Source organism: Actinomycetospora aeridis (assembly GCF_037400275.1).
Lineage (GTDB): Bacteria > Actinomycetota > Actinomycetes > Mycobacteriales > Pseudonocardiaceae > Actinomycetospora > Actinomycetospora aeridis.
Genome location: NZ_JBBEGL010000005.1, coordinates 266,770 through 291,472 on the forward strand (window position 1 = coordinate 266,770; position 24,703 = coordinate 291,472).

The following is a 24,703-nucleotide window of genomic DNA, read 5'->3' on the forward strand; positions in this document are numbered from 1 at the left end:
GAGCCCCTTCCGCCGGCGGCGGGAGGGGCTCTCGTGCGTTCGAGGGACGACTCAGCCGAAGCGGCCCGAGATGTAGTCCTCGGTGGCCTGCTCGGTCGGGTTCGAGAAGATCTTCTCGGTGTCGTCGATCTCCACGAGCTTGCCGGGCTTGCCGGTGGCCTCGAGGTTGAAGAACGCCGTCTGGTCGCTCACCCGCGCAGCCTGCTGCATGTTGTGGGTGACGATGACGATCGTGTACTCCTTCTTGAGGTCCGCGATGAGGTCCTCGATCGCGAGCGTCGAGATGGGGTCGAGCGCCGAGCAGGGCTCGTCCATCAGCAGCACGTCGGGCGCCACCGCGATCGCGCGGGCGATGCACAGACGCTGCTGCTGGCCACCGGAGAGGCCGCCGCCCGGCTTGTCGAGGCGGTCCTGGACCTCCTTCCAGAGGTTGGCGCCGCGCAGCGAGGCCTCGCAGACCTCGTCGAGCTTCTTCTTGTCCCGCACCCCGGAGAGCTTGAGGCCGGCCACGACGTTGTCGCGGATCGACATCGTCGGGAACGGGTTCGGGCGCTGGAACACCATGCCGATGGTCTTGCGCACGGCGACGGCGTCGGAGGACCGGTTGTAGATGTCCTCGCCGTCGAGGAGCACCTCACCCTCGACGCGGGCGCCGGGGATCTCCTCGTGCATGCGGTTGAGCGTGCGCAGCACCGTCGACTTGCCACAGCCCGACGGGCCGATGAACGAGGTGACGCTGCGCGGGGCCACCGACAGGTTCACGCTCTGCACGGCGTGGAAGTCGCCGTAGTAGATGTCGACGTCTTTCAGATCGAGACGCTTGGCCACGGGGATTCCCTCTACTTCGAGATGGCGGAGAAGCGCGACACGACGCTCGCCCCGAGCTGCAGGATCATGATGATGAGGATCAGCGTGAGCGCCGCGCCCCAGATGCGGAACTGACCGGAGGGCTCCGGGTTCGACAGCTCCGAGAACATCAGCAGCGGCAGCGAGGCCATGTTGCCGGAGAACGGGTCGAAGTTGATCGACTGCGAGTAGCCGACCAGGACCAGCACCGGCGCGGTCTCGCCCATGACGCGGGCGAGCGCCAGCATGACGCCGGTGACGGTGCCGGACAGCGCGGTCGGCAGCACGATCCGCAGGATCGTCTTCCACTTCGGGATGCCGAGGGCGTAGGAGGCCTCGCGCAGCTCGTCGGGCACGAGCCGCAGCATCTCCTCGGTGTTGCGGATGACCACCGGGAGCATCAGCAGCACCAGGGCCAGCGACACCATGAACGCGCTCTGCGTGCCGCCCAGGATCGAGATGAAGGCGGCGAAGATGAACAGTGCGGCGACGATCGACGGCACGCCGGCGAGGATGTCGACCATGAAGCTGGTCGCCTTCGCGAGCCGCCCGCGGCCGTACTCCGTGAGGTAGACGGCGGCGAGGATGCCGATGGGGACCGCGATGATCGCGGCCAGCAGCGCCTGGATGATCGTGCCGTAGATGGCGTGGTAGACGCCGCCGGCGAACGACTCCGGCAGCACGCCCGAGAGCGACCGCCCCCACCAGTCGGCGGAGAGGATCGCGCCGATGCCGCGCCCGACCACCGTCACGAGCACCCACACCAGGGGCACGAGGGCGATGAGGAACGCGAGCGTCACCAGCACGGTGGCGGCGCTGTTCTTGATCTTCCGGCCGGTGCTGAGGGCCTGGAAGGTGGGCCCGTTCGCGGGCCGGTCCGGGGCGTCGAGCCCGGTCGCGGTGCTCATCAGCCGTTCACCTTCCCGCCGGCGACCACGCGGGCGATCGCGTTGACCACGAAGGTCAGGACGAACAGGACCAGGCCGGCGGCGATGTAGGCGCCGGTGGGCAGCGGCTGGCTGAACTCCGAGGCCGCCGAGGCGATCAGTGAGGCGAACGTGTAGCCGCCGTCGAACAGGCTGAAGCCCGAGGGCGTGGTGGCGGCCCGGATGACGATGAGGACCGCGATGGTCTCGCCGAGCGCGCGGCCGAGGCCGAGCATCGAGCCGGCGATGTAGCCGCTGCGCCCGTAGGGCAGCACGGCCATGCGGATGACCTCCCAGCGCGTGGCGCCGAGCGCCTGCGCCGCCTCGATGTGGAAGCGCGGGGTCTGGGAGAACACCTCGCGGGTGACCGCCGTGATGATCGGCAGGATCATCACCGCCAGCACGACGCCGCCGGTGAAGATCGTCCCGGTGAGCACCGGCAGGTTGCCGGGCGCGAACAGGAAGAACCATCCGAGGTTGCCCGAGAGCCACTCGGCGATCGGCAGCAGCGCGGGCGCGAGCACCGCGATGCCCCAGAGGCCGTAGATGATCGAGGGCACCGCGGCCAGCAGGTCGATGATGTAGGCGAAGGGGCGCGAGACCCGCTTCGGCGTGTACTGCGTGAGGAAGAGCGCGATGCCCAGCGAGATCGGCATCGCGATCGCGAGGGCGAACAGCGACGACAGCAGCGTGACCACGAGCAGGTCACGGATACCGAAGTTGAGGTTCGCCGCGTCGCGGGTGTCGAACACCGGCGACGTGAAGAAGTTGGCGTTGTTGGCCAGCAGCGAGGGCACCGCCTGCACGAGCAGGAAGAGCCCGATCGCCGCGACGGCCGCGACGACGAGGAGGCCGGACCCCGAGGTCAGCCCTCGGAAGATCCGCTCACCGCGTCCTTGGATGGGAGACCCCTGGGACCGCCCACGAGCAGGGTCGGGTTCGGTCACGGTGTCGATGGTGGACGACCCGGCCGCGGAACTCTCGTCCTGAGAGCTCCGCGACGGGGCCTGCTCCGTGGTGCGTTCGGTCACAGCCGGGGTTCCGTCCGCCTCGTCGTCGCTGGTCAATCGGTCTGACCGGGCCTTACTGGATCGCGTTGACCGCGGTGGTCAGCCGCTGCTTGAACTGGTCGGGCAGCGGGACGTAGCCGGCCTCCGGCAGGGCCTGCTGCGCGTTCGGCGAGAGCGCCGTCGAGAGGAACGCCCGGACCGCGGAGGCGGTCTGGTCGTCCGCGTAGTTCGAGCAGACGATCTCGTAGGTGGCCAGCGCGATCGGGTACGCACCCGGGGCGCTCGCCTGGTAGAGGCTGTTCAGGTCGAGCTTGAGGTCGTTGCCCTGGCCCGAGACCTGCACGTTGTTGATCGCCGCGCCCACCGACTCGGGCGAGAGGGCGACCGGGGCGCCGCCGCCGGCGTTGATGATCTGCGCCATCGCCAGGCCGCCGCGCTGCGCGAAGGAGGCCTCGACGTAGGTGATCGAGTTCGGGGTGTTCTTGGTGGCGTCCGCGACCCCCTGGCTGCCGCGGGCACCGGCGCCGACACCGCCGTTGAACGTCTGCGCGGCCTCCTTGCCGTACGCGCCGTTCGAGGCGGCGACCAGGTACTTCTGGAAGTTCTCGGTGGTGCCGGACTCGTCGGAGCGGAAGTTCACGACGATCGGGGCGGCCGGCAGCTGCTTGCCCTGGTTGAGGGCGGCGATGGCCGGGTCGTTCCAGGTGGTGATCTGCCCGTTGAAGATGCGGGCCGTGGTGGTGCCGTCGAGCACGAGGTCGGTGACCCCCGCGACGTTGTAGGCGACGGCGACCGGGCCGAACACCAGCGGCAGGTTCCACGCCGGCGAGGCGCAGCGCTGCTGGGCGCGGTTGGTCTCGTCGCCGTCCTTGAGCGCCGAGTCCGAGCCGGCGAAGTCGGTCTGACCGCCGAGGAACTCGTTGCGGCCCGCACCGGAGCCACTGGGGGTGTAGTTCAGCGTCTGCCCCTGGCAGGTCTGCTGGTACGTCGCCACGAAACGGGTCATGGCGTTGTTCTGCGCCGACGAGCCGCTGGAGCGCAGGTCCGGCTTGCCGCCGCACTGCACGCCCTCGACTGCCGTGACCCCGCCGCCACCAGCGTTCTCGTCGCTGCCGCACGCGCCGAGCACGAGCGCCGATGCGGCGATCAGACCGACCGCCGCCACGCGCCGCTGATACCTCACAGAGAATCCTCCGGGTCCGTCGTGCCCACCTCGATGCGGGCGTGTTGCGGCGCGGGCTCGCACCACGACGCGCACGGTAGGCAGGCAGGGTGGACACACGGAGCTAGCAAGGTGAACGCAGGATGAACTGGCTCAGTGACGTACAACCGAATGAGTGATCAGCTGCGACGCCGATCACATTCGGTGATCATCGCTGGTAGGAGACGTCCACCGCGTCGCGCTCGAAGCCGAGGCGACGGTAGGTCGCGATGGCCGGGGCGTTGTCACCCTCCACGTACAGGAGGGTGATGCGCAGCCCGCGACCAGCCAGGTGATGGAGCCCCGCCAGGGTGAGCGCGCGCCCCAGACCGCGCCCCTGCGCGGCCGGGTCGACGCCCACGACGTAGACCTCGCCGAGGGGCTCGGGGACGCCCGCCGAGACCGCATGGACCTTCGTGAAGTGGAAGCCGAGCAGCTCCCCGGACCCCGTGTCCCAGCCGAGCAGGACGCCCTCGGCGTCGAACCACGGCTCCGCCTCGATCTCCTCGACGTCGGCACGGGTCCAGCCGCTCTGCTCGGGGTGCCACGAGAACGCGCGGTTGTTGACGGCGACCACGGCGTCCTCGTCGCGTCCCACCCGCAGCGGCGCGATCGCGACACCGTCGGGCACGACGAGGTCGGGCAGCGGCGGCGCCTCGTGCCCGGGTGCCGGGCGGCGCATCCGCCACAGCTCCCGCAGGCGGCGCCGCCCGACCCGCTCGGCCAGGCGCGCGGCCCCGGGGTGGTCGCCGTGGGCCCAGAAGCGGGCGGCGGGCGACGCCTCCACGACCGCGTCGGCGACCGCGGACCCCACGCCCCGCCGGCGGCGCTCCGGGTGTACCGCGAGCTCCGCCACCGGGTCGTCGGCGTTCTCGGTGTCGAGCAGCGCGTAGCCGACCAGCTCGTCACCGTCGTGCACGAGCAGGTGGTGCGTGCTCGCGCGGCCCCCGCCGTCACCACCGAGCGCGCCGATGTCCCGGCGCGCGGGCTCCGCGAAGGCCTCGACGCGGTCGGCGACCGCGACCGCCTCGACGAGCGCCCGGACCCGGTCGGCCTCCTGGGCGGTCGCCGTCGTGGTCCACCGGCTGGTCAGCACGGACGCGACCGTAGCGCGTGCCGGATCACCGACCGTGCTCAGACACCCCGCGCCCAGGCGTCACGGCGCAGGTCACGGGCGTCGTCCCACGACCCCGTCGAGCGCGGGAGGGGCGTCGCGGGCGTGCGGGGACGTGGCGGCGTCGGGGGTGTCAGGGCCGGGGGCACGGCGACCCCTCGTCCGGAGGCGTCCTCGTCGTCGGGCTCGGTCCGGTCGCCGGCCTCGTCGGCGGCGGCCCGCCCGGTGCCGAGGACACCGCGCAGGGGGCGGACGAACTTGTAGCCGACGTTGCGCACGGTGCCGATGAGCTGCTCGTGCTCCGGGCCGAGCTTCGCCCGCAGGCGCCGGACGTGGACGTCGACCGTCCGCGTGCCGCCGAAGAAGTCGTAGCCCCAGACCTCCTGGAGCAGCTGCGCGCGGGTGAACACCCGGCCCGCGTGCTGCGCGAGGTACTTGAGGAGCTCGAACTCCTTGTAGGTGAGGTCGAGCGGGCGCCCGCGCAGGCGGGCGGTGTAGGTGGACTCGTCGATGACGAGCTCGCCCAGCACCAGGGCGCCCTCGGCGGAGGCGCCGTCGGAGGCGCGCCGGGCGCGCAGCAGCCGGAGGCGCGCGTCGATCTCCGCCGGGCCCGCGCCGGGCAGCAGCACCTCGTCCACGCCCCACTCGAGGGAGACGGCGACGAGGCCGCCCTCGGTGAGGACCGCGATGACCGGCACGTCGAGGCCGGTCGACCCCAGCAGGCGGCAGAGGCTGCGGGCGGCGGCGAGATCGTGCCGGGCGTCGACCAGCACGGCGTCGTGCGGGCCGGCATCGAGCAGGGCGGCCACCTCGGGGGCGGCGGTCCGGAGTCCGTGGGGTAGCAGGGTCAGCGACGGCAACACTGACGTCGGCTCGGGGTCGGCGGTGAGCAGCAGCAGCTCCACGAGTCTCCCTCCGCGATCGTGACCCGGACGATAGACCAGTTCACCGCGCCGTCACCCGCCCGCGCGCTCAACGTCACTCGGCTCGGAGGGACGGGTCCACCGCCGACGGGGACCTCACCACCCCGGGACTAGGGTGGCGGCACGCCACGGTCGTACGGGAGGGGCGCGTGACGAGCTGGGTGCTCCTGGCCGCGGGGGCGGTCGTCGTGGTGGTCCTCGTCGCGGGTGTGGTGCTCGGCCTCGTCCGGGCCCGCCGACGGCTCGCCGCGCAGCGCGTGGCTCCGACCGACGACGACCCCGGCCCCGAGGGCACCCGCCGCGACCTGCGCGCCGTCGCGCCGCACCCGGGCGCGTCCGTCAGCGGCGTGCTCCCGCGCGACCTCGCCGCCCCGCCGGGCGGCGTCGCACTGCTCCAGCTCTCCTCCCAGTTCTGCGCCGACTGCCGCGCCTCGCGGGCCGTGCTCACCGACGTCGCCTCCGAGCGCCCCGGGGTGACGGTGCGGGAGGTCGACGTGGCGGTGCGGCCCGAGCTGGTGCGCCTGCTGGGCATCCGACGCACGCCCACGACCCTCGTCGTCGACCCCGCGGGCGTCGAGCTCGCCCGCACCGTCGGCGTCCCCCGGCGGGCGGACCTGCTGCGCTCGCTCGACCCGCCGCTCGACCCGGCCCGGCGCACCGGGTGACGTCACCCTCGGTGGACGCCCGAATCTTCGGTACCGTGGCGCCCGTGAACGGAGGGCTCACCCAGCGGCGCACGGTCGACCTGTGCCGCCTCGATTCCAGCCTCTGTCGCTGACCCCTCCCGGCCGACGCCGCGCCGGACCGTTCACCTGATCGCGTCAGCACGCGTTTCCGCAGGTCCCGGTCGCGAGCGTCAACCTCCGCACCGTCCGAGAGAACCCGAGAACGCATCCGAGGAGTACCACACATGAGCCGCCAGGACGCCCTGGTCAGTGCCGACTGGGCCGAGGAGAACCTCGACGCCCCCAACACCGTCTTCGTCGAGGTCGACGAGGACACCACCGCCTACGACGGCGGCCACATCCCGGGCGCGGTCAAGCTCGACTGGAAGACCGAGCTGCAGGACCCGGTGCGCCGCGACTTCGTCGACAAGGCCGGCTTCGAGAAGCTGCTGTCGTCGAAGGGCATCTCCAACGACGACACCGTGATCCTCTACGGCGGCAACAACAACTGGTTCGCCGCCTACGCCTACTGGTACTTCAAGCTCTACGGCCACCAGGCCGTGAAGCTGCTCGACGGCGGCCGCAAGAAGTGGGAGCTCGACGGGCGCAAGCTCGACACCGAGGTGCCGCAGCGCTCGCAGTCGTCCTACTCCGCGAAGGAGCAGGACACCTCGATCCGCGCGTTCCGCGACGAGGTCGTCAACGCCATCGGCACCAAGAACCTCGTCGACGTCCGCTCGCCCGACGAGTTCTCCGGCAAGCTCCTCGCCCCGGCGCACCTCCCGCAGGAGCAGGCGCAGCGCGGCGGCCACATCCCCTCGGCGCTCAACGTGCCGTGGTCGAAGGCCGCCAACGAGGACGGCACCTTCAAGTCGGACGACGAGCTGCGCAAGCTCTACGAGGAGCAGGGCCTCGACTCCTCGCGCTCGACCATCGCCTACTGCCGCATCGGCGAGCGCAGCTCGCACACCTGGTTCGCCCTGCACGAGCTGCTCGGCGAGACCGACGTCAAGAACTACGACGGCAGCTGGACCGAGTACGGCTCGCTGATCGGGGTGCCGATCGAGACCGGGCCCGGGCAGAACGACAGTGGCAAGTCCTGATGTGCAGCGCTCCTGACCAGAACACCGAGCTGCCCGCCGGCACCGACCTCTCCAAGGAGTCGGTGCTGGTCGGCAAGGTGACCAACGGCGGCTCGCCCGTCGGCGGCGCCTACGTCCGGCTCCTCGACGGCACCGGCGAGTTCACCGCCGAGGTCGTCTCGTCCGCGTCCGGCGACTACCGCTTCTTCGCGGCGCCGGGCACCTGGACCGTCCGCGCGCTCTCGCGCTCGGGCAACGGCCAGACCGAGGTCGCCGTCAGCGGCCCGGGACTGTTCACCAACGAGGTCCAGGTCGCCTGAGACCAGCCCGGACCACCACGGCACACCGCCCGCTCGCCACGCCCACCCGGGCGCGGCGGGCGGGCGGTGCCGCGTGGTTAGGCTGTCGGGGTGGCGTGGTTCTACACCGTCCTGCTCGCCGCGTGCAGTGCCGGCATCCTCGGCGCCGGCGTCGTCCTGACACGCCGGCTCTTCCGTGACGAGCTCATCACCGGCTCCGACGATGTCCAGGAGACGCGATGACCGAGGCAGCGCCGAACAGCGGTGAGAACGCCGACCTGCCCGAGGGCACCAGCGGCAACGAGGCCATCCGGGCCGCGGAGGAACGCGCGCAGCACACGCGCGACGCGAACCTGCCGTCGTGGCCCGATCTGCCGGTGCCGAACGACACCGCCAACCTGCGGCTCGGCCCCGAGCTCAACGACGCCCTGCTGGGCCTCCTGCCGCTGGTCGGGGTGTGGCGCGGCGAGGGCGAGGTCGTCTACCCGACGATCGACGGCCCCTTCCACTTCGGCCAGCAGATCACGGTCGCGCACGACGGCCGCCCCTTCCTCACCTGGGAGGCCCGCGCCTGGATCCTCGACGGACCGGGCGGAGCCGTGGTGCGGCCCGCGGCCCGCGAGTCCGGTTTCTGGCGCGCGCAGGAGGACGGCACGATCGAGCTGCTGCTCACCCACCACACGGGGATCGTCGAGCTCTACTACGGCGAGAGCCGCACCCAGACCTCCTGGGAGCTGCAGACCGACGCGATCGCCCGCACGTCCTCGGCGAAGGAGGTCGTCGGCGCGACCCGCCTCTACGGCATCGTCGACGGCGGCGACCTCGCCTACGTCGAGGAGCGCGCCATGGAGGGTCAGCCGATGCAGCCGCACACCTCCGCCCGCCTGCAGCGCCTCGTGGGTTGAGTGGGTCGGCTGAACCGTCGGTGCGGGTCGACGTCCTCGCGGCGGGGCCGGAGGCGCTGCTGATCGACCTCGACGGCCCCGACGAGGTCGCCGCGGTCGGCGCGGCCCTGCGCGACGCCCTCGACCGGGGTGACCTGCCCGGCGTCGTCGACGTCGTGCCCGCCGCCCGCACGGTGCTGGTGACGGCGCCGGGGGCACGGGAGTCGCTGCGTGCGGTCCGGCCGCTGCTCGACGCCGTGGACCCGGCCGCCGTCCCCGACCGGGACGCGGCGGGCACCGTCGAGCTGCCGGTGATCTACGACGGCGAGGACCTCGATCTCGTTGCCCGGGACGCGGGCTGGTCGACCGCCGACGTCGTCCGTGCCCACACCGAGGCCGAGCTCACGGTGGCCTTCGGCGGCTTCGCCCCGGGGTTCGCGTACCTCGCCGGGCTGCCCGCGCCGCTCCAGCAGCCCCGGCTCGACACGCCGCGCCCGCGCATCGCGGCGGGATCGGTCGGGGTGGCCGGCGAGTTCGGCGGCGTCTACCCGCGGACCTCCCCCGGAGGCTGGCGGCTCATCGGACGGCTCACCGACGACGCGCCCACCCTCTTCGACCCCGACCGGGACCCGCCGGCGCTGCTCGTCCCCGGGGCGACGGTCCGGTTCCGGGACGCGGGGTCCCGGTGACCCCCGGGGTGGGCCGCACGCTGGTCGTCGAGACGGTCGGGCCGCAGGCCCTGGTGGTCGACCGCGGCCGTCCCGGCTGGGCGCACATCGGTGTCCCGCCCGCCGGGGCCCTCGACGGTCCCGCGCACGCGCTGGCCCAGCGCCTCGTCGGCAACCCGCCCGACGCCGCGGGCCTCGAGGTGCTCCTCGGCGGGCTCGCCGTGCGGGCCACCGAGCCCGTCACGGTGGCGCTGACCGGCCCACCCGGGGGTCTGCGCGTGCGCCGTGCGGACGGGCCCGAGCGGGTGGTCGCGTCCCACCAGCCCGTCCACGTGGCGGCCGGGGACGTCGTGGTCGTGCCCCCGCCGGCGTCCGGGCTGCGGGGCTACCTCGCGGTCGGGGGCGGGCTGGCGGTCGACGAGGTACTCGGCAGCCGGAGCGCCGACACGCTCTCGGGGCTCGGGCCGCCGCCGCTCGAGGTCGGCACGACGCTGCCGCTCGGCCCGCCGACGACGATCCCGGCGACCGGCACGGGCGCGATCGGCATCTCCGCCGCGCCCGACGCCGTCACGGTGCGCCTGCACCTGGGGCCCCGCGCGGACTGGGTGGACGACGCCGCCGACCGCCTGGGCGCGGGGACGTGGACGGTCGCCCCGACCGGCGACCGGGTCGGCGTGCGGCTCGAGGGGCCGGTGCTCGAGCGTGCCTCGGCCCGCCGGGCCGAGGAGCTGCGCAGCGAGGGGCTGGTCGGCGGCGCGGTGCAGGTCCCGCCGGACGGGCAGCCGGTGGTGTTCCTCGCCGACCACCCGACGACCGGCGGCTATCCCGTGGTCGGCGTCGTCGACCCGGCGGGGCTGGCGGCGTTCGCCCAGCTGCGACCGGGGTCGTCGGTGCGGTTCTCGCCCGTGGTCACGCCCCCGCCGGACTGAGCCGCGCCACCCGGCAGGAGGCCGAGACGTCGCGCGACGACCGTCGCGAGGTCGTGCTCGTCGACGCCCACCAGGCGGGCCACCTGCCCCGGGGTGAGGCCGGCCCGCAGCAGGGCGGTCACGTCGCCCTCGCCCGGCCCGTCGTCGCCCGTCCGCGCGGCCCCGAGCGCCGCGACCGCGGCCTGCGGGTCGCGCAGCAGCACCCCGAGGAGGCGGTCCTTCACGGACTCGGTCGCCGGGTCGGTCGGCGGGTCGGCCGCGGGTTCCCCGGCGGGCGGGACCTCGGGCTCGGCGGCGGAGTCGGCGGCGGCATCGGTGGCGGGCTCGTCGTCGGTGGCGGGCTCGTCGTCGGTGTCGGGCGCGTCGTCGGTGGTGGTGTCGGCGTGCGGGGCCGCGTGCCGGGGCCGGTGGAGTGCGTGCCCGACGGTCGGGGCCGCGCTCTCCTCCGACGGCGCCCCGGCCGCGTCCTCGGGCGTCTCGGACGTCCCGGCGGGAGTCCCGTCCGGCGCGATCTCGGCGGCGAGCCGGGCGCGGATGGTGTCGACGTCGAGGGGCGCGGTGTCGGGCTCGGTGTAGCGCGCCGCGGCCGCCGACTCCGTGCGGCCGGACAGGTTCGACACGGGCGTGCGGGGACCGACGCGCACGCGCTCCTCGCGGGCCTCCGTCGTGGGGGTCGGACCGGTCCACGGGGCGTCCGGGTTCGTCCGGCTCGCCTCGAGCGCCGGCGGCGGCCAGGCCGCGGCGGCCGCGGCCCGGCGGGCGCGGCGTCGCCGGGCCGACGAGATCACCAGCAGCACGACGGCGAGCACCACGAGGACGGCGGCGACGACGATCCAGGTGATCGGCGACTCGAGCACGTCCATGACCGCAGACAGTACGCCGGTCGGCGGCGCCCCGTAGGGCGCTGTGGTCACTGACCGTCGGACGGGGTCACCCGTCTGCCGCACGCTCCGGGGCGGACGGAGCAGGCTGGGAGCCGTCGGACGGCGGGTGGACGCCCTCGGTGACGTCGACCTCGGCGTCGCCGTCCACCGGCGGGCTCCCCGGCGTGGCGTCGACGGCGACCGTGTCGTCCGCCGACGTGCCCACCCCGCCGTACGGGGTGTGGGGTCCCTGGTGGCCCTGCTGACCCTGGTGGCCCTGCGGGGCCTGGGGACGCGGCCCCGGCGCGGGCGGTCCGGGCGGTCGGCCCGGTCCGCGCCACGGGCCCGCGGGACCGCCCGGCCCGGGCGGGCCCGACGGGCGCGGCGGCCCGGGCGGCACGGCCGACGGGCGCACCGGGCCGGACACGATGTCGTCGAGGCGTCCCCGCAGACGGACCAGCTCGTCGACGACGGCGTCGCGCTGCGCCCGCAGGTCGGCCAGCGCGGCCCGCGACTCGGCGTGCTCGGCCAGCAGCGACTCGGCGGCCTTGCTGCGCACCAGCTGCGCCTCCTGCTCGGCCGCCTGGAGGATCCCGCGCAGCCGGTCGTTGAAGGCACCGACCATGTCGGGGCCGCCGACCCCCTGGTCCTCGGGCGGCGACGCGCGGCGCGCCTCGGGGATCGTGTCGGAGATGCGGCCCTCGAGTGCCGAGCCTCCCGGCGGTGTCGACGGCCCCGTCGGGCCACCCCGCCGCCGCTCGCGCACCGCGAGCTGCGCCCGGAGCTGGGCGTTCATCCGCCGGAGACCGGCCACGTGCTCATCGACCTGGCGGCGGTCGTAACCCCGCAGGACGACGTCGAAGTGCGGGCCGGGACTGTCCTCCTCGACACCTGAGAGATCCAGGTAGTGCTCGGCGTCGGGCGGTGTGCGTCCCTGCTCACCGGTCGTCATCGTCACCTGCCTGCCAGCCGGGTCCGCCAGTGCGCCGCCGTGGGTGGGGCGCCGGCCTCCCGATCGTAGGGACCGGCGCCGGGCGACGCACGGAGCCGCACCGGCCCGACCCGGCGAGGGAGGGCCTGCGGGGTGGCCGGGAGGCCTACCATCGAGGGGGTGGACACCGAACTGCGGCAGACGCTGCACCGCCGTGGCCTGCGCATGACCCCGCAGCGACAGCTGGTGCTCGACGCGGTCTCGGAGCTCGGGCACGCGACGCCGGAAGCCGTGTGCACCCGGGTCCAGGCGACCGCGCCCGCCGTGAACATCACCACCGTCTACCGCACGCTCGACCTGCTCGAGCAGCTCGGCGTCGTGAAGCACACCCACCTCGGGCACGGCGCGCCGACCTACGCGACCTCCGAGCACGAGCACGTCCACCTCGTCTGCCACCACTGCGGCCGGGTCGACGAGATCGAGGCCGACGCGCTGGACGACCTGGCGGGCGTGCTGGCGGCGTCCCACGGCTTCCGGCTGGACGCCACCCACGTCGCCCTGTCCGGGGCGTGCCGCGACTGCGCCGCCCGGGCCGACGCCGAGCTCGCCGACGCATCCGAGGAGGCACCGTGACATCCCCCGAGACCACCCCGTCCTTCGACGAGCCCGGCGCCGTGGCGCCGCAGCCCGGGCCGGACTCCTCCGGCGAGGAGCTGCGCGACGCCGCCGTCCCCGCCCACTACGGCGACCCGTTCGGCGAGCAGCGGGCGATGGCCCGCCGCGCCGGCGTCGTCGACCGCTCCCACCGGGGGGTCCTGCGCGTCACCGGGCCGGAGCGGCTGAGCTGGCTGCACCTGCTGCTGTCCCAGCAGGTGGCCGACCTGGGCGAGGGCGCGGGCACCGAGGCGCTCGTGCTCGACGCGCAGGGCCGCGTCGAGCACCACGCCGTCCTCGCCCACGTCGACGACACCGTGTGGCTCGACGTCGAGCCGGGTCGCGCCGCCGGGCTCGCCGACTACCTCGACAAGATGCGCTTCTGGTCGCAGGTCGAGGTCGCGGACGTCTCCGAAGAGTGGGCGCTGCTCTCGGTCGTCGGCCCGGCGGTCGACGAGGTGCTCACGGCGGCCGGGGTGCCGGCCCCCCACGGCGACCACGCCGCGCTCGCCGTCCCCGGTGGCGGGATCGTCCGCCGCATGCCGTGGCCGGGTCCCGGCTCCGAGGGCGCCGTCGACCTGATCGTGCCGCGGGGTGACCTGGCGGACTGGTGGTCGCGGCTGCGCGGTGCGGGCGCCCGTCCCGCGGGCCACGACGGCTTCGAGGCCCTCCGGGTGAGCGCGCTGCGCCCGCGTCTCGGCATCGACACCGACGATCGCGCCATCCCCCACGAGATGGGCTGGATCGGCGAGGCGGTGCACCTGCACAAGGGCTGCTACCGCGGCCAGGAGACGGTGTCGCGCGTCGCGAACCTGGGGCGGCCGCCGCGCCAGCTCGTGCTGCTGCACCTGCAGTCGGGCGACGATCCGCTGCCCCCGCCCGGCACCCCGGTGCTCACCGGCGAGGGCGGGCGCGCGGTGGGGCGCATCGGCTCCGCCGTCCGCCACCACGAGCTCGGCACCGTGGCGCTCGCGCTGCTCAAGCGCTCGGCCGTCACCCAGGCCCCCGACGGCGAGCCGCTCTGGGTGGCACCCGAGTCGGAGGACCTGGCGCCCGGCCCCGCGGCCGTCGACCCCGACTCGATCCCGCCCGACACCGGCGAGCCGCCGGGCCGGGCGGCGATGCGGCGCCTCAAGGGATGACGCTGCCGGTCGAGCTGCTGGGGCCGGCCGACGTCGCCGCGGCGGCGGCCGTCCTCGACGGCGTCGCGGTCCGCACCCCGCTGACCGATCTCGCGCCGGGCTTCGCGGTGAAGCGCGAGGACCTGCAGCCGATCGGGGCGTTCAAGGTGCGCGGCGCCTTCCACGCCGCGAGCAGGCTGACCGCCGAGCAGCGGGCCGCCGGGCTCGTGACGCACTCGTCGGGGAACCACGGCCGGGCGCTCGCCTGGGTGGCGCGGCGGCTCGGCGTCCCCTGCACGGTCGTCGCGCCCGAGGACGCGGTGGCGGCGAAGGTCGCCGCGATGGCCGAGCTGGGGGCGCGGCTGGTCCGCGTGCCCGCCGACGAGCGGGAGTCGGCGGCGGCGGCCGTGGTCGCCGAGACCGGAGGGACGCTGATCCCGCCCTACGACCACCCGCACGTCATCGCGGGCCAGGGCACGGTCGGCGCCGAGATCCTCGCCGACCGGCCCGACGTCGAGCAGGTCGTCGTCCCGGTCGGCGGCGGCGGGCTGATCAGCGGCATCGCCGCGGCGCTGCGCGACTCCGGGGTCCGGGTCGTCGGCGCCGAGCCCGCCCTGGCCGGCGACGCCGCCGCGAGCAGGCGCGCGGGCGAGCGTGTGCGCTTCCCCCGCGAACAGGTGGCCGCCACCGCCGCCGACGGCCTGCGCGCCACCGTGCTCGGCGAGCTGACCTGGCCGCACGTGCGCGACCTCGTCGCCGACGTCGTCACCGTCGACGAGGAGGCGATCGCGGACGCGACCCGGGGGCTGCACGCCGCCGGGGTGCCGTGCGAGGCGAGCGGGGCGGTCGCCACCGCGGCCTGGCTCGCCCTGCCGGCCGCCGACCGTGGGCGCCGGACCGTCGCCGTCGTGAGTGGCGGGAACGTCGACCCGCCGTGGCTGGCGAGTGTGCTCGCCGGCGGGGTGAGCGCGCCGACGTTCGGGTGACACCCGCCCGACGGCCCGACCGGCGCGCGCGCGGCACGGACCTCTCGACGCGTCGACCCCGGTGCGGGATGACACGCGCCACCGGCCGCGCGACCATGAACACATGATCGAGTTCCGTCAGGGCGGTCGTCGGCGCCTCGACCGCGTGCTCGACCCCGGCTTCCTGGCCGACGTCAGCACCTGCGCGCTGGACGACGTGCGCGCCAAGCGCGACGACGCCGCCCAGGAGGAGACCGACCTGTCCTACCTGCGGCGGCTCCTGCACGCGCGGATGGACATCGTCCGGTTCGAGCAGCGACGACGTGCCGCCGCCGCGCACGGGGAGGACGGCCCGTCGCTGGTCGACGAGCTGCCGCGCATCCTCGCCGACAACGCCCTCGGGCCGTCCGCGGGCCGCGGGCGTCACCACACCGTCCAGCCCTCCCGCGCGGAGTCCCACCGCCGCCACGTCGAGGCGCTGCTCGCCGACACGGGCCTCTCCGACGTCGCCACGCTGTCCGACGACGACCTCACCGCCGCCGCCACGGCCTACGCCGAGGAGGAGGCGGCCGTCTCGGAGCACCGCGGCCGCGTGCAGCAGGTCATGGACGCGTGCAACGACGAGATGGGACGGCGCTACCGCGACGGCTCCGCGTCGGTGGACGACCTGCTGCGCCGCGAAGGTGCCTCCGGCTTGTGAGCACTTCTGCGTGCTGGAGCACGCAGAAGTGCTCACATGGCCGGAGGCCACCTAGTTGGCCCGCTGGCGCACCGCCCGGCCCGCCCAGAAGTCCCGCAGGCGCCGGTAGCTCCCCATCGCGCGCTCGGCGTCGCCCTCACGCAGCGCCTCGAGGGCCTCGGCGACGTCCTCGGCCGACGTGTCGCCGGTGAGCGTCTCGTCGTCCATCAGCGTCACGAGCCCGCCGTAGTCGAGCTCGACGAGCGAGCCGGGGTCGAAGTGGCGCAGCCAGCGGGCGGTGTCGCGCAGGACGTCCGAGGGCCCGTCGTCGCCGAGGGTGTCCGCGAGCAGGTCGGCGGCCGCGTCGGCGCGGGAGAGCGCGTCGCCCATCGACACGCGCCAGTAGCAGCGGCGGGCGGGCGCCTCGGGCGCGGTGACGGCGTCCTCGCTCGGCAGCACGAGGATCCGCTCGGCCGGCTCGACGAGCGCGAACCAGGGCAGCGGGACGGTCCAGTTCGCCGAGACGATGTGCGTCGCGGAGTCGCCGAGCTCGGCGACCACCGCCTCCGCGCGCGAGCGGACCACCGACTCCTCGGCGGGCAGCGCGGCGGTGCGCAGCACGGGCGTCTCGCCGGCCAGGAAGCCCACGAGCGCCGCCGCTGCCCGCGGGCGCGTCTCGAGGGGGCAGACGAGGGTCTGGGGGCCGATCGGTTCCGCGGCGGGCGAGCCCGGCGCACCGCCCGTGCCCTCGGCGAGGATGACGTCGGCCGGGGCGTCGATGGCCGTGCCGTCGATCCGCTCGCCGGGCAGCAGCCGGGGCGGGACGCCCAACTGTGCCCGAAGACACACCTCGCGATCGCGCCGGCCGGCGTCGACCACGGGGACCGCCCCGCGGGCCAGTCCGGCCCGTACCCGCTGGGCCAACGGTCCGCGCAGCGCACCGAGCGGCTCGTAGACACGCAGGTAGCAGACGAAGGGGGCGGGCACGGGCGCCGATCGTGCCATGTCACGTCGCGACCCCGATCGGACACACGGTATTGTCGTGGGTACGAGAGTTACCTCAGATTTCAGGGGGCCGCCGGAGACGCTCCGGCCGCCCCCGCCCTGTGCGAGGGGGTCCAGCCATGGGACGCGGACGAGCCAAGGCCAAGCAGACGAAGGTGGCCCGAGAGCTCAAGTACAGCTCCCCGAACACGGACTTCGACGCGCTGCAGCAGGAACTGGGCAGCGGCGAGGACCGGTTCACGCGACGCTCCGACGACGACGACCAGGTCGATGCACGCTGGGGTGAGTACAGCTACGACGAGCGGTGACTCCCGCTCCCGGACGCTGAGGGTCGGTCCGACCCGTCCGGTGGGCGACGTGCTTCGTCGTTCCCCGGGCGGGTAACCGCGCCCGTCCGCCGTTCACCACGAGCGGCACGACGGGTGAGGAGCATCGGTGACCAAGGCGTTCAGCAAGGGTGACGACGTCAAGTGGAACTGGGGTCCCGGCCAGGCCGAGGCCACGGTGAAGGAAATCCACACCGAACGCGTCGAGCGCACCATCGACGGCAAGAAGAAGACCCGCAACGGGTCCGACGACAACCCGGCCTACGTGCTGGAGCAGTCGGACGGTCAGCGGGTGCTCAAGCTCCACTCGGAGCTCATGCCGGACGACTGAGCGGTCCGGCTCAGAATCTGGGGTGATCGCCCCGCAGCACCGCGTGGCCGGCGTCGGTCGGGCCCTCGTCGTCGGCGGTGGCCCGCACCTCGCCGAGCACCCACGACGGCACGTGCTTGGCGGTGAGCACCGCCATGGCGCGGTCGACGTCCTCGGGCGGCAGCACGACGACCATGCCGACGCCCATGTTGAAGGTGCGCTCCATCTCGTCGCGGGTCACGCGCCCGCGCGAGGCGATGAGCTTGAACACCGGCGCGGGCGTCCACGTCGTGCGGTCCAGCTCCGCGGTGAGCCCGGCAGGCAGCACGCGCGCGAGGTTGGCGCACAGACCGCCGCCGGTGACGTGGGCGAAGGTGCGGACGTCGGTCTCGGCGGCCACGGCCAGGCAGTCGCGGGCGTAGATGCGGGTGGGCTCGAGGAGCTCGTCGCCGAGCGTGCGGCCGAACTCCTCGACGTGCCCGTCGAGCGACATGCGCCCGATCTCGAGCAGCACCTGACGGGCCAGCGAGTAGCCGTTGGAGTGCAGGCCCGACGACGCCATGGCCACCACGGTGTCCCCGGGACGCACGCGGTCCGGCCCGAGCATGCCGTCGGCCTCGACGATGCCGACGCCGGTGGCCGAGAGGTCGTAGTGATGGGGCTCCATCACTCCGGGGTGCTCGGCGGTCTCGCCGCCCAGCAGCGCGCAGCCCGCGAGCCGGCAGCCCTCGGCGATGCCCGAGACGATCTTCTCGACCTTCTCCGGCACGAGCTTGCCGATGGCCAGGTAGTCCTGGAGGAACAGCGGCTCGGCCCCGCACACCACGAGGTCGTCGACGACCATCGCCACCAGGTCGCGGCCGACCGTGTCGTGGCGGTCCGCGGCCTGGGCGACGGCGAGCTTGGTGCCGACGCCGTCGGTGGACGCCGCCAGCACCGGCTCGCGGTACTTGCCCGAGCGCAGCGCGAACAGCCCCGCGAACCCGCCGATGCCGCCGAGGACCTCCGGGCGCGAGGTCGACCTCGCGAGCGGCTTGAGGCGGTCGACGGCACGCTCACCGGCCTCGACGTCCACCCCGGCCGCCGCGTAGCTGGCCTTCGGTCCGTCGGGGTCCTCGGGGGCGTGGGTCATCGGTGGGGGTTCCTCGGAGCGTGCGTCGGGGGGCGGGAGGGCTGGGCGTCAGGGACGGCTGAGCGCGTCCTCGGCACCGTAACCCGGCGTGCCGAGCGGCATGCCGGCACCGTTCCCGGCGGGCGCCTGGTGCCCCGTGTGCACCACCGGCCCGCCGGAGCCGCCGTCGCCGCAGCTGGCGCCCGTGACGTCCTCGAGCAGGTGCTTGCCGACCATCGCGTCGGACGGCAGCGGGATGGGGTACTCGCCGGAGAAGCAGGCGGTGCACAGGCGCGAGCGCGGCTGGTCGGTGGCGGCGACGAGGCCGTCCTGCGAGATGTAGCCGAGGCTGTCGGCGCCGACCGAGCGGCGCACCCCCTCGTCCTCCAGTCCGTTGGCGATGAGCTCGGCGCGGGAGGCGAAGTCGATGCCGTAGAAGCAGGGCCAGCGCACGGGCGGGCTCGCGATGCGCACGTGCACCTCGACGGCGCCCGCCTCACGCAGCATCCGTACCAGCGAGCGCTGGGTGTTGCCGCGCACGATCGAGTCGTCCACGACGACGAGGCGCTTGCCGCGGATGATCTCGCGCAGCGGGTTGAGCTTGAGCCGGATGCCCAGCTGACGGATGGTCTGCGAGGGCTGGATGAACGTGCGGCCCACGTAGGCGTTCTTGACCAGGCCCTGGCCGTACGGGATGCCCGAGCGCTCGGCGTAGCCGATGGCCGCCGGCGTGCCCGACTCCGGGACCGGGATGACGAGGTCGGCCTCGGCCGGGTGCTCGTCGGCGAGGCGCCGCCCGATCTCGACGCGCGCGGAGTGCACCCCGCGGCCGGCGATCGAGGTGTCCGGGCGCGCCAGGTAGACGTACTCGAAGATGCAGCCCTTGGGCTCGGGGGCGGCGAAGCGGGAGCTGCGCAGGCCCTCGGCGTCGATGGCGATCAGCTCGCCGGGCTCGACCTCGCGGACGAAGGAGGCGCCGACGATGTCGAGCGCCGCGGTCTCCGACGCGGCCACCCAGCCGCGGTCGAGCCGCCCCAGCACCAGCGGGCGCACCCCGTGCCGGTCGCGCGCGGCGTAGAGCGTGGTCTCGTCGCAGAACACGAGGCTGAAGGCGCCCTGCAGGTCGGGCAGCAGCCGCAGCGCGGCCTCCTCGACCCCGAGGTCCGCGGCGGAGTCGGCGAGCAGGCCGGTGACGACGTCCGAGTCGGTGGTCGCGCCGTCGAGGGCGGAGCGGGGGCGGCGGTTGCCGGCGCCGTTCCCGTTGCCGGAGCCGGAGCCGTGACCGGCGCCGACCGTCAGCGCGTCGCGGCGACGGACCAGCTCGGCGGTGTTGACCAGGTTGCCGTTGTGGCCCAGCGCGAGACCCGTGCCGGCCGCGGTGGTGCGGAACGTCGGCTGGGCGTTCTCCCAGGTGGGCGACCCGGTGGTGGAGTAGCGCGTGTGGCCCACGGCGAGGTGGCCGCGCAGGGACGAGAGCGACTGCTCGTCGAACACCTGGCTGACCAGCCCGAGGTCCTTGAAGACCACGATCTGGCGGCCGTCGCTGACGGCCATCCCGGCGGCCTCCTGGCCCCGGTGCTGCAGCGCGAAGAGCCCGAAGTAGGTGAGCTTCGAGACCTCCTCGCCGGGCGCCCACACACCGAAGACGCCGCACTCCTCCTTGGGCCCGTCGTCGAACGCGGGCTGATCAGGAAGGGGGGCCGGGGTGGTTGACGTGGGCCGAGGATCGTTTCCGGCTGCATCCACCGGGACGGCTCCTTGTCGACGGGGTGCCACGAGTCGTGCCGAGCCCAGACTACGCGCGGCACCGCGCCCGTGGGCCCGCCGCGCCGCGATCCGCGTCTCAGCGCTCGCCGCTCACGCGCCGAGGAGATCGTTGCGGTCCGGCTCACCCAGCGGGGTGCCGCGGCGCAGCAGGCCCGCGATGTCCGCGGCGGGCAGTGCGGGTGCGAAGAGCCACCCCTGGCCCTCGTCGCACCCGAGCGCGCGCAGCCGCTCCGCCTGGGGGCCGGTCTCGACGCCCTCGGCGGTGACCGTGAGGCCGAGCGTGTGGCCGAGGGCGACGAGCGTGTCGACGATGACCTCGTCGACGGGGTCGGCGAGCTCCTCGCGCAGGCCCTCGCCGAACGAGCCGTCGAGCTTGATGACGTCCACGGGGAGCTTGCGCAGGTAGGAGAGGTTCGAGTACCCGGTGCCGAAGTCGTCGACGGCGACGCGCACGCCCATGGCGCGCAGCCCGTCGAGGGCCTTGAGCGGCGCGCCCTCGTCGGCGGTCAGCTCCCGCTCGGTGAGCTCGACCTGCAGACGGTCGGGCCGCAGGCCGGTGCGGTCGAGCAGGTCGGCGATCTCGGTGACCAGCGCGGGCTCGACGAGCTGGCGCTGGGCGACGTTGACGCTGACGAAGGGTGCGGCGTCGCCGAACTCGTCCTGCCAGGCGCGGGCGTCCCGGCAGGCGTGCTCGAGCACGCGGCGCCCGAGCTCGACGATGATGCCGGTCTCCTCGGCGGGCCCGATGAACAGCGACGGCGAGAGCACCCCGAGGCGGGGGTGCTGCCAGCGCACCAGGGCCTCCACGCCGCGCACGCGTTGGTCGGCCAGCGACACCAGCGGCTGGTAGAGCACGAAGAACTCGTCGTGGGCCACCGCCGACGGCAGCGCCGCGGCCAGCGCGAAGCGCTCGGTCTCGGCCTCGTCGCGCCCGGGGTCGTGGACGGCCCAGCGCCCCCGGCCCTCGGCCTTCGCGGTGTAGAGCGTGATGTCGGCGGCCCGCATGAGCTCCGAGGCGGTGGTCTGCGTGACCGCCTGCTCCACCACGCCGACGCTCGCGCCCACGACGAGCTCCTGGCCGGCCAGCGGCAGCGGCGGCGCCAGGGCGGCCAGGATGCGCTCGGCGAGGCCGACGAGACGGTCGACCCCGTGGGAGTCCTCGACGAGCACGACGAACTCGTCGCCGCCCATCCGCGCGACCAGCTCGCCCTCGCTGACGCACGCGTCGAGCCGGCGGGCGACCTCCTGGAGCATGCGATCGCCGACGCTGTGCCCGAGGCTGTCGTTGATCGTCTTGAAGCCGTCGAGGTCGAGGAAGCAGACCCCGACCCGGCGCGTCGAGTCCGGTCCCTCCCGGGAGAAGACCCGCCCGAGGCGCTCGGTGAACTTCGCGCGGTTGGCGAGGTCGGTCAGCGGGTCGTGGAAGGCCTGGTACTCCAGGTGCTCCTGCAGCCGGTGCCGCTCGCTGACGTCCTCGAGCATCGCGAGCTGGTAGGCGGGGGCGCCCTGCTCGTCACGCACCAGCGAGAGCGTCAGGTGCCCGACGATCTCCTGGCCGGTGCGGCGGAAGAACCGCTTCTCCAGGCGGAAGTTGTCGATCTCCCCGCGCAGCAGGCGCTCGTAGAGCCGCCAGACCGACGGGGCGTCGTCGGGGTGGGTGAGGTCGCCGACGGTGAGCCGGCGGAACTGGTCGGCGGTGTGGCCGAACATCCGCGTCATCGCCGGGTTGACCTCGATGATGCGGCCCTGCATGTCGCCGAGCCCGATGCCGATGGCCGCCTCGTGGAACATCGCGCGGAAGCGGGCCTCGCTGGCGTGCAGGGCCTGCTCGGTGTGGTGGCGCGCCGCGAGCACGGCCCGGCGGATCGCCTCCTGCTCGTCGAGGGTGCGGTCGCGCAGGGCCGCCGCGTAGCCGCCCGCGAGGGCACCGACCATCGCGTGGGCGGCCGGGCGCACCGCCTCGCCGTGCAGGGCGGGCAGCGCCTCGGCGAGCAGCAGCACCGTGCGCTCGAGCGTGGCGGGCCCGGTGAAGTGGGCGGCGACGAGACGCCGGCCGACCTCCGCGCCGACGTCGGGCCGGGGCGGGTCGGCGAGGACGGCGTCCACCACCAGCCCCGCCAGCCGCCGCAGGTGCGCCTGCAGCTCGTCGGCGGCCATCGGGACGTAGCTCGTCCCCTCGACCTCCTCGGCCCACGCGGCGGCCAGGTCGTCGACCGGATCGGGGTGGACGTCAGTCACGACGACCCACGGCGGCGTAGCCGGTGAAGCGCTCGGGCCGGTCGAGCGCGGCGGCCGGGTCGTCGGGGCGCCACTGCGGGAGGAACACCAGCCCCGGGTCGACGAGCGTGAACCCCTCGAGGAGCGCGGCGACCTCGTCGTGGGAGCGCATGCGCATGGGCGTGGCGGTGCGCCGGTAGAGCGCCTGGTGGTCGCCGGCGCGGTCCGGGGCGCCGTCGGCGCTGGCGTGGCTGATGACGAGGTGGCTGCCCGGCGCCATCGCCTCGCGGTAGCGGGCGAGCACCTCGCCGGGCCGGAGCTCGTCGCCCACGAAGTGCAGCAGCGCGACCACGAGCACTCCGACCGGGCGGGAGAAGTCGAGCAGCGACCGCGTGACCGGGTCGTCGAGGACGGCCGCCGGCTCGGTGAAGTCGCCCTGCACCACGCCGGTGCGCGGGTCGTCGGCGAGCAGGGCGCGGGAGTGGGCGACGGCCACGGGGTCGATGTCGACGTAGACCACGCGGGCCTCGGGGTCGGCGGCCTGGGCGACCTCGTGGACGTTGCCGACCGTCGGGATGCCGGACCCGATGTCGAGGAACTGGTCGATGCCCTCGGCCGCCAGGTGGCGCACGGCGCGGCGCAGGAACGCGCGGTTGGCCTGCATGATCCGCGGGAGCTCGGGCCAGTCGGCCACGGCCCGGGCGGCCATGGCCCGGTCGACGGCGAAGTTGTGCCCGCCGCCGAGGTAGTGGTCGTACACGCGGGCGGCGCTCGGGCGGTCGATGTCGACGTCGAGAGGAGCCCAGCTCGGCCGCTGCACCGGCTCTCCTTCCCGCCCCGGGATCGTCCGGTCCGTCACGGTCCGGTGACGGCCATCGTACGGGCGCAACCAGGTCGGCTCAGCGCTTCTCACACGTTCGGTGCACGTCCACCACCGGGAGCCATCGGGCGATCTCCCCGGCCCGGTGCCCCGACGCCGACACCCGGTCGGCCGCCGCGTCCCAGGTGAGCAGCCCGAGCGCCAGGGCGAGCCAGGTGGCCGCGTCGGTCTCGACGACGTTCGGCGGCGTCCCCCGGGTGTGACGCGGCCCCTCGACGCACTGGACCGCGCCGAACGGCGGGACGCGGACCTCGACCGAGTGACCCGGGGCCGCGTGCTCGAGGGTGCGCAGGGACGAGCGGACGGCCGCCGCGAGGGCGGGGCGCGGCGGGCGCTCGTGGGCGTCGGGATCCCGGACCCAGGGCGCGACCGCGAGCAGCTCCTCGCGCACCTGCGCGGGGTCGGGGGCTCGGCGGGGCACGGTGGTCGAGGATATCCGCGTGCCGCGCCTCCGCCCGCTCGTCCTGACCGGTCTGCTGCTGGGTCTGCTGGGTCTGCTCGCCGTCGCGGCCCGGCGGCTGTGGCTCGCGACGACGATGGAGCCCGACCACGCCGCCTACTGGCGCCGCCGCCGGCGCAGCCCCGGCGACGTGCTGCTCGTGGCGCTCGGCGACTCGCTCGCCCAGGGCATGGGCGCGGTGCACCCGGAACGGTCGTGGGTGGGGCGGCTCGCCGACGCGCTCGAGGCCCGCTCGGGGGCGCGCGTGCGCGTCGTCAACCTCGGCGTCGTCGGGGCGACGGTCGCCGACGTGCTCGCCGAGCAGCTGCCCGCCGTGCCCGCCGGGGCGACCGTCGTCGCCCTCGCCGTCGGGACCAACGACGCCGCGCAGGCCGTCGCGCCCGAGGACTTCCGCCGCGACCTCGACGCCGTCTGCGCGGCGCTGCCGGCCGGCGCGCTCGTCGCGGACGTCCCCGACCTGCAGCGCGGGGCGCCGCAACGGCACGCGATCCGCCTGGCGGCCGTGGCGCGCGAGGTGATCGCCGCCCACCCCGGCCTGCGGCCCGTCGCGCTCGAGGCCGCGACGCACCGGATGCGGCTCTGGGAGGTCGGGCCGGACCTCGCCCACCCCAGCGGCCGCGGCTACGCCCGCTACGGCCGCGCGTTCGTCGCCGCCCTGCCCGTGTCAGCGGAGTGGCTCCACAGACGTTGAGTGTCCGTATCTCCACGCACACGAAAGCGCGGAGATGCCACGGCGACGGGGCAGCGACACCGCGCGGAGATCAGGAGAGCGCAGTGCACCCCGCCCGGCACCTCGAGGTGCGTGGCGCGCTCCTGATCTCGGGCCACGGGACGTCGGCATCGCGAACGGCACGTTCCGCAGGCTCG

At 74.6% G+C, this 24,703-nt stretch carries 28 protein-coding genes; 14 read left to right on the forward strand and 14 right to left on the reverse strand.

Annotated elements, in window-relative coordinates; translation table 11 throughout:
- Positions 1 to 51: 51 nt before the first annotated feature.
- From pstB to WCD41_RS19460, 6 genes are all read right to left on the reverse strand, one after another.
- Positions 52 to 828 (reverse strand): phosphate ABC transporter ATP-binding protein PstB, encoded by a 777-nt coding sequence (gene pstB / locus WCD41_RS19435; RefSeq protein ID WP_337715393.1) that lies wholly within the window; start codon positions 826 to 828, stop codon positions 52 to 54.
- An 11-nt stretch (positions 829 to 839) separates the two neighbouring features.
- On the reverse strand, positions 840 to 1,754 hold the full coding sequence (pstA, locus tag WCD41_RS19440; protein WP_337715395.1) for a phosphate ABC transporter permease PstA: 915 nt from the start codon (positions 1,752 to 1,754) through the stop codon (positions 840 to 842).
- A complete protein-coding gene (gene pstC, locus WCD41_RS19445; protein ID WP_337715397.1) occupies positions 1,754 to 2,719 on the reverse strand; it encodes a phosphate ABC transporter permease subunit PstC in 966 nt (321 codons plus the stop codon). Before pstC ends, pstA begins: the two co-directional genes overlap by 1 nt.
- A gap of 136 nt (positions 2,720 to 2,855) precedes the next feature.
- The gene (gene pstS, locus WCD41_RS19450) at positions 2,856 to 3,965 is read right to left on the reverse strand and encodes a phosphate ABC transporter substrate-binding protein PstS (RefSeq protein WP_337715399.1); all 1,110 of its coding nucleotides are present in this window, start codon (positions 3,963 to 3,965) and stop codon (positions 2,856 to 2,858) included.
- Between the two features lie 187 nt (positions 3,966 to 4,152).
- A complete protein-coding gene (mshD, locus tag WCD41_RS19455; RefSeq protein WP_337715401.1) occupies positions 4,153 to 5,079 on the reverse strand; it encodes a mycothiol synthase in 927 nt (308 codons plus the stop codon).
- 38 nt (positions 5,080 to 5,117) lie between these two features.
- Positions 5,118 to 6,002, reverse strand: coding sequence for a winged helix-turn-helix transcriptional regulator (locus WCD41_RS19460; protein ID WP_337715404.1), 885 nt, complete (start codon positions 6,000 to 6,002; stop codon positions 5,118 to 5,120).
- A 167-nt stretch (positions 6,003 to 6,169) separates the two neighbouring features.
- On the opposite strand from WCD41_RS19460, the gene WCD41_RS19465 reads away from it, so the two are divergent.
- The 7 genes from WCD41_RS19465 (at position 6,170) to WCD41_RS19495 (ending at position 10,547) form a co-directional block, all read left to right on the forward strand.
- Positions 6,170 to 6,685 (forward strand): TlpA family protein disulfide reductase, encoded by a 516-nt coding sequence (locus tag WCD41_RS19465; protein WP_337715406.1) that lies wholly within the window; start codon positions 6,170 to 6,172, stop codon positions 6,683 to 6,685.
- A 245-nt stretch (positions 6,686 to 6,930) separates the two neighbouring features.
- On the forward strand, positions 6,931 to 7,788 hold the full coding sequence (locus tag WCD41_RS19470) for a sulfurtransferase (protein ID WP_337715408.1): 858 nt from the start codon (positions 6,931 to 6,933) through the stop codon (positions 7,786 to 7,788).
- Positions 7,788 to 8,087 carry a DUF1416 domain-containing protein gene (locus WCD41_RS19475; protein WP_337715410.1) on the forward strand — a complete coding sequence of 100 codons (300 nt, stop codon included), beginning with the start codon at positions 7,788 to 7,790 and terminating at the stop codon, positions 8,085 to 8,087. The genes WCD41_RS19470 and WCD41_RS19475 overlap by 1 nt, the downstream gene beginning before the upstream one ends.
- 90 nt (positions 8,088 to 8,177) lie before the next feature.
- Positions 8,178 to 8,309 carry a hypothetical protein gene (locus WCD41_RS19480; RefSeq protein WP_337715412.1) on the forward strand — a complete coding sequence of 44 codons (132 nt, stop codon included), beginning with the start codon at positions 8,178 to 8,180 and terminating at the stop codon, positions 8,307 to 8,309.
- Positions 8,306 to 8,971 carry a heme-binding beta-barrel domain-containing protein gene (locus WCD41_RS19485; protein ID WP_337715414.1) on the forward strand — a complete coding sequence of 222 codons (666 nt, stop codon included), beginning with the start codon at positions 8,306 to 8,308 and terminating at the stop codon, positions 8,969 to 8,971. The genes WCD41_RS19480 and WCD41_RS19485 overlap by 4 nt, the downstream gene beginning before the upstream one ends.
- Positions 8,972 to 8,991: 20 nt before the next feature.
- The gene (locus tag WCD41_RS19490) at positions 8,992 to 9,639 is read left to right on the forward strand and encodes a 5-oxoprolinase subunit B family protein (RefSeq protein ID WP_337715416.1); all 648 of its coding nucleotides are present in this window, start codon (positions 8,992 to 8,994) and stop codon (positions 9,637 to 9,639) included.
- Positions 9,636 to 10,547, forward strand: a complete 912-nt coding sequence (locus WCD41_RS19495; protein WP_337715418.1) for a 5-oxoprolinase subunit C family protein — start codon at positions 9,636 to 9,638, stop codon at positions 10,545 to 10,547. Before WCD41_RS19490 ends, WCD41_RS19495 begins: the two co-directional genes overlap by 4 nt.
- Here WCD41_RS19495 and WCD41_RS19500 read toward each other — a convergent pair.
- Together WCD41_RS19500 and WCD41_RS19505 are read right to left on the reverse strand one after the other, a co-directional pair.
- Entirely contained in the window at positions 10,439 to 11,410 is a 972-nt protein-coding gene (locus tag WCD41_RS19500; protein ID WP_337715420.1) for a hypothetical protein, read from the reverse strand. The two genes, WCD41_RS19495 and WCD41_RS19500, sit on opposite strands and share 109 nt — an antisense overlap.
- Before the next feature lie 67 nt (positions 11,411 to 11,477).
- Positions 11,478 to 12,362, reverse strand: coding sequence for a DivIVA domain-containing protein (locus WCD41_RS19505; RefSeq protein ID WP_337715422.1), 885 nt, complete (start codon positions 12,360 to 12,362; stop codon positions 11,478 to 11,480).
- Positions 12,363 to 12,521: 159 nt separating this feature from the next.
- On the opposite strand from WCD41_RS19505, the gene WCD41_RS19510 reads away from it, so the two are divergent.
- The 4 genes from WCD41_RS19510 (at position 12,522) to WCD41_RS19525 (ending at position 15,781) form a co-directional block, all read left to right on the forward strand.
- Complete coding sequence (locus WCD41_RS19510) at positions 12,522 to 12,974, forward strand: Fur family transcriptional regulator (RefSeq protein WP_444876305.1); 453 nt, start codon at positions 12,522 to 12,524, stop codon at positions 12,972 to 12,974.
- A complete protein-coding gene (gene ygfZ, locus WCD41_RS19515) occupies positions 12,971 to 14,137 on the forward strand; it encodes a CAF17-like 4Fe-4S cluster assembly/insertion protein YgfZ (RefSeq protein WP_337715424.1) in 1,167 nt (388 codons plus the stop codon). Before WCD41_RS19510 ends, ygfZ begins: the two co-directional genes overlap by 4 nt.
- Positions 14,134 to 15,102, forward strand: a complete 969-nt coding sequence (locus tag WCD41_RS19520; protein WP_337715426.1) for a threonine ammonia-lyase — start codon at positions 14,134 to 14,136, stop codon at positions 15,100 to 15,102. The genes ygfZ and WCD41_RS19520 overlap by 4 nt, the downstream gene beginning before the upstream one ends.
- A gap of 103 nt (positions 15,103 to 15,205) precedes the next feature.
- Positions 15,206 to 15,781, forward strand: coding sequence for an RsiG family protein (locus tag WCD41_RS19525; protein WP_337715428.1), 576 nt, complete (start codon positions 15,206 to 15,208; stop codon positions 15,779 to 15,781).
- Between the two features lie 51 nt (positions 15,782 to 15,832).
- Here the strand turns inward: WCD41_RS19525 and WCD41_RS19530 are convergent, their stop codons facing one another.
- Entirely contained in the window at positions 15,833 to 16,747 is a 915-nt protein-coding gene (locus tag WCD41_RS19530; protein WP_337715430.1) for a DUF8083 family protein, read from the reverse strand.
- Between the two features lie 137 nt (positions 16,748 to 16,884).
- Between WCD41_RS19530 and WCD41_RS19535 the strand changes: the two genes are divergently transcribed.
- Positions 16,885 to 17,073 carry a DUF3073 domain-containing protein gene (locus WCD41_RS19535; protein ID WP_337715432.1) on the forward strand — a complete coding sequence of 63 codons (189 nt, stop codon included), beginning with the start codon at positions 16,885 to 16,887 and terminating at the stop codon, positions 17,071 to 17,073.
- A 127-nt stretch (positions 17,074 to 17,200) separates the two neighbouring features.
- A complete protein-coding gene (locus WCD41_RS19540) occupies positions 17,201 to 17,422 on the forward strand; it encodes a hypervirulence associated TUDOR domain-containing protein (RefSeq protein ID WP_337715434.1) in 222 nt (73 codons plus the stop codon).
- Positions 17,423 to 17,432: 10 nt separating this feature from the next.
- On the opposite strand, the gene purM is transcribed toward WCD41_RS19540, so the two are convergent.
- The 5 genes from purM to WCD41_RS19565 all read right to left on the reverse strand — a co-directional run bounded on the left by purM (position 17,433) and on the right by WCD41_RS19565 (position 23,797).
- On the reverse strand, positions 17,433 to 18,533 hold the full coding sequence (gene purM / locus WCD41_RS19545) for a phosphoribosylformylglycinamidine cyclo-ligase (protein ID WP_337715437.1): 1,101 nt from the start codon (positions 18,531 to 18,533) through the stop codon (positions 17,433 to 17,435).
- Positions 18,534 to 18,581: 48 nt separating this feature from the next.
- Positions 18,582 to 20,258: an amidophosphoribosyltransferase gene (purF, locus tag WCD41_RS19550; RefSeq protein ID WP_337715438.1), complete on the reverse strand. Its 1,677-nt coding sequence runs from the start codon at positions 20,256 to 20,258 to the stop codon at positions 18,582 to 18,584.
- 111 nt (positions 20,259 to 20,369) lie between these two features.
- On the reverse strand, positions 20,370 to 22,517 hold the full coding sequence (locus WCD41_RS19555; RefSeq protein WP_337715440.1) for a putative bifunctional diguanylate cyclase/phosphodiesterase: 2,148 nt from the start codon (positions 22,515 to 22,517) through the stop codon (positions 20,370 to 20,372).
- The gene (locus WCD41_RS19560) at positions 22,510 to 23,316 is read right to left on the reverse strand and encodes an SAM-dependent methyltransferase (protein ID WP_337715442.1); all 807 of its coding nucleotides are present in this window, start codon (positions 23,314 to 23,316) and stop codon (positions 22,510 to 22,512) included. The genes WCD41_RS19555 and WCD41_RS19560 overlap by 8 nt, the downstream gene beginning before the upstream one ends.
- A 79-nt stretch (positions 23,317 to 23,395) precedes the next feature.
- A complete protein-coding gene (locus WCD41_RS19565; protein WP_337715444.1) occupies positions 23,396 to 23,797 on the reverse strand; it encodes a sterol carrier family protein in 402 nt (133 codons plus the stop codon).
- A 19-nt stretch (positions 23,798 to 23,816) separates the two neighbouring features.
- Between WCD41_RS19565 and WCD41_RS19570 the strand changes: the two genes are divergently transcribed.
- A complete protein-coding gene (locus WCD41_RS19570) occupies positions 23,817 to 24,527 on the forward strand; it encodes an SGNH/GDSL hydrolase family protein (RefSeq protein ID WP_337715447.1) in 711 nt (236 codons plus the stop codon).
- The last annotated feature ends 176 nt before the right edge of the window (positions 24,528 to 24,703 follow it).